Below are 6,268 nucleotides of genomic sequence, written 5' to 3'. Positions count from 1 at the left end.
CCGTCCCGCTCGGACGCGGCCCCGGCGGTCGCGGTCCGACGGGCTGCCGCGGCTGCGGCGCTCGCCGGGGCGTCGGCGACGGGACCGGCCGCAGCGTCCGGAACCGGCCGTCCACCGGGCAGGCCGAACTCCTGGAAGGCGATCCGCTCCTCCAGGCCGTACACGGACCGCCCCGTGACGGAGCGGATGATCGAGGCGTTCCGCCACGCCCCCATCCCGAGGTCGGGGGCGGTCAGACCGTGCGTGTGCTCCTCGGCGTTCTGCACCCAGATCCGTCCGCCGAGGGTGTCGACGTGCAGGTCGCGTGCGACGGCGAACCGACCGCGGTCGTCGCGGCGGACGAGGTGCTCGACCGGGGCGAGGAAGTCCGGGTCCCGCGGTCGGTACCCGGTCGCGAGGACGAGCCGGGCGACCTCGTGCACCGCCTCGGTGCCGAGCTGCCCGTGTCGGAGGGTCAGTCGGAAGCGGTCCCGCTCGGGCAGCCACGCAGCCGCGACGACGCTGGTGTCGGTCCGGAGCGTCGTCGGGACCGGCCCGCGGGCGCTGATCCGGTAGAGCGTGTCGTAGACCTCGTCCACCAGGTCGGCACTGATGCCCTTGTACAGCCCCCGCTGCTCGCGACCGAGCCGGTCTCGCACCTCGCCGGGCAGGGCGTGGAAGTGGTCGGTGTACTCCGGGCTCGTCATCTCGAGCGTGAGCTTGGTGTCCTCCATCGGGAAGAACCGGGGCGATCGGGTGATCCAGTCGAGGCGGTAACCGCCGTCGCGGATGCCCTCGAGCAGGTCGCGGTAGACCTCGGCCGCGGACTGCCCGCTCCCGACCACGGCGATCGAGTCGGCGCTCCGGAGCGCGTCACGCGCCGGCAGGTACCCCGCGGAGTGCACGACCGGTCCGTCGAGGTCGCGGAGCGCCTCGGGCACCGCGGGTTCCGTGCCGATCCCGAGCACGACGTGCCGGGCGACGTACCGCTCGGACCCGCTCGGGGTCTCGGCGAGCACGGTGAACAGGTCGGTGTCCTCGTCGTGCTCGACGGCGACGACCCGACGGCCCCAGCGCAGCGTGTCGAGCCGTTCGGCGGCCCAGCGGCAGTAGGCGTCGTACTCCACGCGCAGGGGGTGGAAGTCCTCGCGGATGAAGAAGGGGTAGAGCCGCCCGGTCTCCTTGAGCCAGGCGAGGAACGAGAACGGCGACGTCGGGTCTGCCATGGTCACGAGGTCGGCCAGGAACGGGACCTGGATGGTGGCGTCGTCGAGCATCATGCCGTGGTGCCAGGCGAAGCCTTCGGCCTGGTCGAGGAACACGGCGTCGAGGTCGTCGATCGGGTCGGTCAGGCAGGCGAGCCCGAGGTTGAACGGGCCGATCCCGATCCCGACCAGGTCGAGGACGCGGCCGACACCGTCGCCGGGGTCGCTGGTCCTGGTGCCGGTGTCGCTGGTCCTGGTGCCGGTGGTGCTGGTGCTGGTGGTCACCGGGTCGCTCCCGTCGTCGTGCCGGCCGTGCTGGGGACGCCGCTGGCGTGCAGGCGCGCCGCGGTGTCGACCACGTGGTCGAGCGCCGCGACGACCTGCGTCGTGCTCGTGGTGGGGTTGAGCAGGGTGAGCTTGCTGCACGGACGGCCGTCGATCACGGTCTTCGCGACGAGCACCCGACCCTCGGCGAGCAGGGCCGCGCGCAGCGGCGCGACGAGTGCGTCGGCCTCGGCGTCCGACACCCCGCCCGGCTGCCAGCGGAAGAGCACCGTGCTCAGCTGCGTCGGCGCGACGAGCACCAGGTCCGGGTGTGCCGCGACGTGCTCGTGCACCCGCTCCGTGACGTCGAGCACCGCGTCGAAGGCCCGTCCGATCGCCTCGGCGCCGCTCGCCCGGAGGGTCGCCCAGAGCTTGAGCGCGTCGAACCGCCGGGTGGTCTGCAGGGACTTGTCGACCTGGTTCGGCTCGTCGGCGTCCTCGGGGTTGAGGTAGTCCGCGTGCCACGAGGCCCGGCGGAGGTCCTCCGGGTCCCGCACGAGCAGCGCGCTCGACGACACCGGCTGGAAGAACGACTTGTGGAAGTCCGCGGTGACGCTCCGCGCTCGTCCGATGCCGGCGAGCAGGTGTCGGCGGGTCGGGGACACGAGCAGACCACAGCCGTACGCGGCGTCGACGTGCAACCAGACGTCCTCGAGGTCGCAGACGTCGGCGATCGCCTCGAGCGGGTCGATGCAGCCGCGGTCGGTCGTGCCCGCGGTCGCGACGACGGCCGCGGGCGTCCGGCCCTCGCGCCGGGCGTCGGCGATCGCGTGGGCGAGGGCGTCCGGTCGCATCCGGCCGGCTGCGTCGGCGGCGACGTCGACCACGGCACGTTCCGGCAGGCCGAGCAGCATCGCGGACTTCCGGACGCTGAAGTGGCTCGACGCGGTGGCGAACACGACGAGGTCGTCGAGTGCCGGCGAGCGGTGCGCACGGTCTCCCGCGCGGAGCGGTGCGGTCGCGGCCTGGCGCGCCAGGAGCAGGGCGTGCAGGTTCGACTGGGTCCCACCCGAGGTGAAGACCCCGTCCCCCGTCGGGAAGCCGATCGCGTCCGTGACCCACCGGACCGTCCGACGTTCGATCTCGGTGCCGATCCGCGACTGGTCCCAGGTGTCGACCGACGGGTTGACCGCCGCGAGGACCGCCTCGGCAGCGACCGCGGGCACCGCCACCGGACAGTTGAGGTGCGCGAGGTACCCGGGGTCGTGGAACCAGACGGCCTCCGCGGTGAAGAGGTCGTCGACCTCGGCGACGGCGGCCTCGGCCGATCCGAGCGGTCGGTCGAGGTCGACCGCCGCGATCCGCTGTCGGAGGACGGCGGCGGGCGTGTCCGTGGTCGGCGCGGTGACGGTCGCGAGTCGGTCGGCGGTCCGGTCGACCGCGCCCCGGACGACCCTGCGGTACCGGTCGGAGCGGTCGGACGTGAGGAGTTCGAGCAAGGATGTGGAGCTGTTCACGTTAGGTAAGGCTAACCTCACTCCTCTGCGGAACGGAAGCCACACCCGGGGGAAGACCGGTCGTTCTGTCGCGCTCGGCCCGCCCCGGCCTGCCCCGGTACGCTCACCGGGTGACCTGCCCTCCGTCCGCCGCCGACGCCGACGCGGACGCGACCGCCGACGCAGTCGCGACCGTCGACGCCGTCGCGACCGTCGCCGTCATCGGCGCGGGGCAGGCCGGACTGTCGGTCGCGCACCACCTGCGCCGACGCGGGTTCCGCGCCGTGTCCGGCGCCGGGGACCGCGGCGGGCCGGCCGGCAGGACCGTCGTCGTGCTCGACGCGAACCAACGGCCAGGAGGCGCGTGGCAGCACCGGTGGGCGTCGCTGCGGATGGCCACGGTGAACGGCATCCACGACCTGCCCGGCACGCCGCTCCCACCCGTCGACCCTGCGGAGGAGGCCCGCACCGCGGTCCCCCGCTACTTCGCCGACCACGAGGCGCGCGAGGCCCTCCCGGTGCTGCGGCCCGTCCGCGTGCGGTCGGTGACACCGGTCGACGACCGCCCCGACGGGGCACTCCGTCTCGACACGGACCACGGCTCGTGGCTGGTGCGCGCCGTGGTGAACGCCACCGGCACGTGGGACACCCCGGTGGTCCCGGACGTGCCGGGTGCCGCATCCTTCCTCGGCGAGCAGCTGCACAGTCGCGACTTCGTCGACGCCGAGCACTTCCGCGGCAGGCGCGTGGCCGTCGTCGGCGGCGGGATCTCCGCGGTGCAGCTGCTCGGGGAGATCAGCCTCGTCACCTCGACCGTCTGGTACACCCGGCGCGAACCGGTGTTCCTGCCGGGCGGCTTCGTCCACGAGGTCGACGGCGTCGACGTGGAACGACGCGTGGCCGCCGACGTCCGGGCCGGTCGACCGCCGGCGAGCATCGTGTCGTACACCGGACTGATCTGGACCGGCGCGCTGCGTGACGCCGCTCGGCGCGGTGTGCTCGAGCGGCGGCCGATGTTCACGCGGGTCCGACCGCACGGCGTCGTGGAGGCCGACGGCACCGACACCTCGGTGGACGTCCTGCTCTGGGCGACCGGGTACCGCGCGGACCTCGACCACCTGGCGCCGATGCACCTGCGCGGCCCGCTCGGCGGCGTCCCGGTCGCCGGTACGCAGGTGACCGACGAGCCGCGCGTGCACCTCGTCGGGTACGGCCCGTCGCAGTCGACCGTCGGGGCGAACCGCGCGGGCCGGGCCGCCGCCCGCGACCTGGACCGCTGGCTCGACACCCACGAGGGCACCCGCGGGGACGGTCGACCGCCGAGTGCTGACGTCGAGCGCTGACCGCCGCACCCCGGACCCGGTCAGCGTCTCGCCGAGCGGTGCCGCCGAGCAGCCTCAGACCACCGGGACCGGTGGGAGCTCGCGGTCGGTCTCGGCGACGCGGGTGGCCTTCGCCGCGAGGCCCTGCAGCGGCCCCTCGAGCAGCACCCTGTCGGCGACGTGGCGGAGCGCGAGCCCGAGCCGGGTCCGGGGGTAGGCGAACCGGACGATCCCGCGCGGGATGCCCTGCACGTCGTCCACGAGCGGTCGCATCCAGTCGTCGAACGCCGCGAGCGCACGGTCGAGGTCCGCACGGTCCGAGGAGCGACCCGTGACCGATGCGGCGAGCACGTACCCGCTCGTGAGGGCGAGCGACGCGCCTCCTCCGCCCATGGGCGTGACGCACCACGCCGCGTCGCCGACGAGGGCCACGCGGCCCCGCCGCCAGACGGGCATCCGCACCTGGGTGAGCCGGTCGACGTAGACGTCGTCCGACGTCGCGAAGCCGTCGAGCACACGGCGCGACTGCCACCCGGCGTCGGCGAACCGTTCCTCGAGCCCCGCCTGCACCCCCGTGCGCTCGGCGCCGGTCACCCCGTCGTCGTCGCCGGCCCAGGCCAGGATCGCGCGGGTCGTGTCGTACGGGTCGGGGCGCAGGTGCACCTGGCGTCCACCGACGGCGTTGTACCAGCGCCACCGTCGGTCGTCGGAGTCCGTCCGAGGGATCGTCCCGAACGCCATCGTGACGCCCAGGTCCCGCTCGGCGACGTCGCCCGGGTGGTCGAACACCAGCGCCCGGGTGGTCGACCGGACACCCTCGGCGACCACGAGCAGGTCCGCCCGGAGCGTCCGACCTGAGGTCGTCGTGACGGCGACGTGTCCGGGCGCGGTGTCGTCGACGTCGGTGATCCGCTCACCGAAGACGAAGGGCACCTCGTCGGGCAGCGCGTCGCGGACCGTGCGGGCCAGGTCGCCCCGGAGCACCTCGAGCTCGGCGGTCGCGCCGTCCGGCCCCTCGGGCAGGGTCGCGGTCACCCGTCCCTCGGTGTCGACCAGGACGGTCCCGGTCTCGGTGGTGTTCGCGGCACGGACCGCATCCGTCAGCCCCATCCGCTCGAGCACCTGCTTCGCGACGCCGCGGACGTCGACGTTCTGCCCGCCGTCACGGAAGGCCGGAGCGCGTTCGACGACGGTGACGTCCCAACCGGTGTGCCGGAGCCACCAGGCGGCGGACAGACCTGCGATGCTCGCTCCCGAGATCACTGCGTGTGGTGCGGACATGTCCTGCTCCTCGTGTGCTGCGCGGTCGGCTGGGACCGACCGCTTGTGCTTTACAGTGAAGCGACTTGACTGTGGAGGAACCTGGATGCCCGACATCGACCCGCTCACGACGGACTGGCAGGACGACGAGGTCGCCGTCATGCACCACCTCCGGGACTGGGCCGTGGCGTTCGAGGAGCTCGACCGGCACCTCGGCGTGTGGATGGGGATGTCGACGACGGATGCGAACGCCCTCGGTCAGGTGCTGTGGGCCGAGCAGGCGGGCGAGCCGCTCTCCCCCGCGCAGCTCGCCCGGCAGATCGGCATGACGTCGGGTGCGACCTCGGTGCTCGTCGACCGGCTCGAGACGGCAGGTCACGTGACCCGCCACCGCGAGAGCACGGACCGCCGGCGGGTGACCCTGCGCGCGACCGCCGCGGCGCGGGCTGCGAACGAGGCGTTCCTCGCGCTCGCCGGGCGCGAGATCGCGGGCGCCCTCCGCGAGAGCGACCCCACCGAGCTCCGGGCCGCACTGCGGTTCCTCGCGCGGATGACGACGGCGGCGACCGCGGCGAACACGCGCCTCGCGGCGCGTCGGAGCGGTGGTTCGACCACCGCGACCGCCCACTGATCGACGGGCGGCGCCTCGCCGGGAGCAACGGGCTCCGCATCCCCGAGAGCACCGCCTCGCCGCGAACGACGAGAACCCCTCCGGGCCGGAGCTCGGAGGGGTTCTCGGGTG

General features: G+C 74.0%; 5 protein-coding genes. 2 read left to right on the top strand and 3 right to left on the bottom strand.

The window, feature by feature from the left end:
* Window positions 1-1,376 (bottom strand): lysine N(6)-hydroxylase/L-ornithine N(5)-oxygenase family protein (locus ACH0A8_RS16095; protein ID WP_406907554.1); only part of this gene is annotated, 1,376 nt, incomplete at its 3' end.
* Between the two features lie 89 nt (window positions 1,377-1,465).
* On the bottom strand, window positions 1,466-2,965 hold the full coding sequence (locus ACH0A8_RS16090; RefSeq protein ID WP_406907553.1) for a pyridoxal phosphate-dependent decarboxylase family protein: 1,500 nt from the start codon (window positions 2,963-2,965) through the stop codon (window positions 1,466-1,468).
* A 200-nt stretch (window positions 2,966-3,165) separates the two neighbouring features.
* On the opposite strand from ACH0A8_RS16090, the gene ACH0A8_RS16085 reads away from it, so the two are divergent.
* Entirely contained in the window at window positions 3,166-4,287 is a 1,122-nt protein-coding gene (locus ACH0A8_RS16085; protein ID WP_066658377.1) for an NAD(P)-binding domain-containing protein, read from the top strand.
* A gap of 54 nt (window positions 4,288-4,341) precedes the next feature.
* On the opposite strand, the gene ACH0A8_RS16080 is transcribed toward ACH0A8_RS16085, so the two are convergent.
* Complete coding sequence (locus ACH0A8_RS16080; RefSeq protein WP_066654881.1) at window positions 4,342-5,547, bottom strand: FAD-dependent monooxygenase; 1,206 nt, start codon at window positions 5,545-5,547, stop codon at window positions 4,342-4,344.
* 85 nt (window positions 5,548-5,632) lie between these two features.
* On the opposite strand from ACH0A8_RS16080, the gene ACH0A8_RS16075 reads away from it, so the two are divergent.
* Entirely contained in the window at window positions 5,633-6,157 is a 525-nt protein-coding gene (locus ACH0A8_RS16075; protein WP_209682175.1) for a MarR family winged helix-turn-helix transcriptional regulator, read from the top strand.
* Window positions 6,158-6,268: the final 111 nt, after the last annotated feature.

It is taken from the genome of Curtobacterium sp. 179-B 9B NHS, from assembly GCF_045370965.1.
In the GTDB taxonomy this organism is placed as follows: domain Bacteria; phylum Actinomycetota; class Actinomycetes; order Actinomycetales; family Microbacteriaceae; genus Curtobacterium.
This window is presented reverse-complemented; position numbering and strand designations above follow the sequence as displayed.